We start from the raw sequence: 1252 nt of genomic DNA, 5'->3' as shown, positions 1-1252 counted from the left end.
ATCAATGCTGTTCAATGTGGCAGTTACTGAACAAGGTTCGCCGCTTCATGGAAACCGTCAGCCCGTTTCCCAGTGGAAAACATGGACAGGCAAAAGTGTAGCGGTATTAGGAACAGCTATTTAGAGGGTTACTATGTATTCATTTGTTGCGCGTCAGCCTATTTTAAATAAGAACCTCCAGCCCGTCGCTTATGAACTGCTCTTCCGAGATGGTATTCGCAATTCGTTCCCTGATGTCACTCCAGAATACGCCACCGCACAAATCATAACGGAACAGTTTTTAACGAATTCACTAAGTCGGCTGGTTGACGATCACATCAGCTATATCAACGTTCCACATCAGATGATTACCAATGGTCTCGTTGAGGCGCTACCGCCAGAAAAGGTCGTACTGGAAATTCTGGAAAATGCACCGCCTGATGACACCTTGCTGGCCTCGGTAAAACGGTTGAAAAAGCGAGGCTTTAAGCTCGCGCTGGACGATTTTTTGATGGCTCCCGAATGGGATCGTTTTCTACCTTACATTGATGTGCTCAAATTCGATCTCATGTAGTCATCCTTTGCTGATATTGCATCCTACATCAACAAACTCCCCTACCGGCACATCACCTTTCTTGCGGAAAAAGTTGAGACGCATGAACAATCTTCTCAGGCAAAGCAATTAGGTATTTCACTCTTTCAGGGATACTTTTTCAGCAAACCAGAAATCATTCAGTCACGCCGACTATCAGTGAATAATTACAATGTATTGCAGCTACTTAGTGAGGTAAACAAACAGGAGCTAAATTACGATCAGATCGAAAAATTGCTCAGTAAAGATGTATCACTCGCTTACAAAGCAATGCGATATGTCAATAATATCAGGTTGCGCAGCAACTTAAGCCTGATGCCACTTCAGGCTAATTTTCGCTACATTGCTATGCTGCTGGGACAAAAAGAGTTGCGCCGATTTCTCTCACTGGTGACGATAACCAGCCAAAGTGATAAAGATAAATCCTTTGAATTGTATCGGTTGAGTTTGTTAAGAGCGAAGTGCTGTGAACTTATTTCGCTGCATCAGAATAAGAAAGATGACCCGATCAATGCTTTTTTATGTGGTCTGTTCTCCCCGCTTGAAGCCATCCTTGAGGCTTTGTTGAATAAATAGAAAGTTTGGGTAATCATCGGAACAGATCACCATAGTTGTTTCAAAATCAGGTCTCCATGGCAAAACAAAATTTTAAAATCACTAACTGGCCCTCCTATAACAAGG

The 1252-nt window shown here is 42.8% G+C and carries 3 protein-coding genes; all 3 read left to right on the top strand.

Annotated elements, in window-relative coordinates:
• Window positions 1-101, top strand: a 101-nt coding sequence (locus tag ACTBDZ_RS17925; RefSeq protein WP_438813920.1) for a hypothetical protein, incomplete at its 5' end; no start/stop codon positions are given.
• A gap of 32 nt (window positions 102-133) precedes the next feature.
• Window positions 134-553 carry an EAL and HDOD domain-containing protein gene (locus ACTBDZ_RS17920; protein WP_438816282.1) on the top strand — a complete coding sequence of 140 codons (420 nt, stop codon included), beginning with the start codon at window positions 134-136 and terminating at the stop codon, window positions 551-553.
• Window positions 554-730: 177 nt separating this feature from the next.
• Window positions 731-1147 (top strand): HDOD domain-containing protein, encoded by a 417-nt coding sequence (locus ACTBDZ_RS17915; protein WP_438816281.1) that lies wholly within the window; start codon window positions 731-733, stop codon window positions 1145-1147.
• Window positions 1148-1252 lie beyond the last annotated feature (105 nt).

The sequence above is a fragment of the Symbiopectobacterium sp. genome (assembly GCF_051710365.1).
GTDB lineage: Bacteria > Pseudomonadota > Gammaproteobacteria > Enterobacterales > Enterobacteriaceae > Symbiopectobacterium.
Note: the sequence above shows the minus strand (reverse complement) of the source record. Positions and strands in the feature narration are given on the sequence as shown.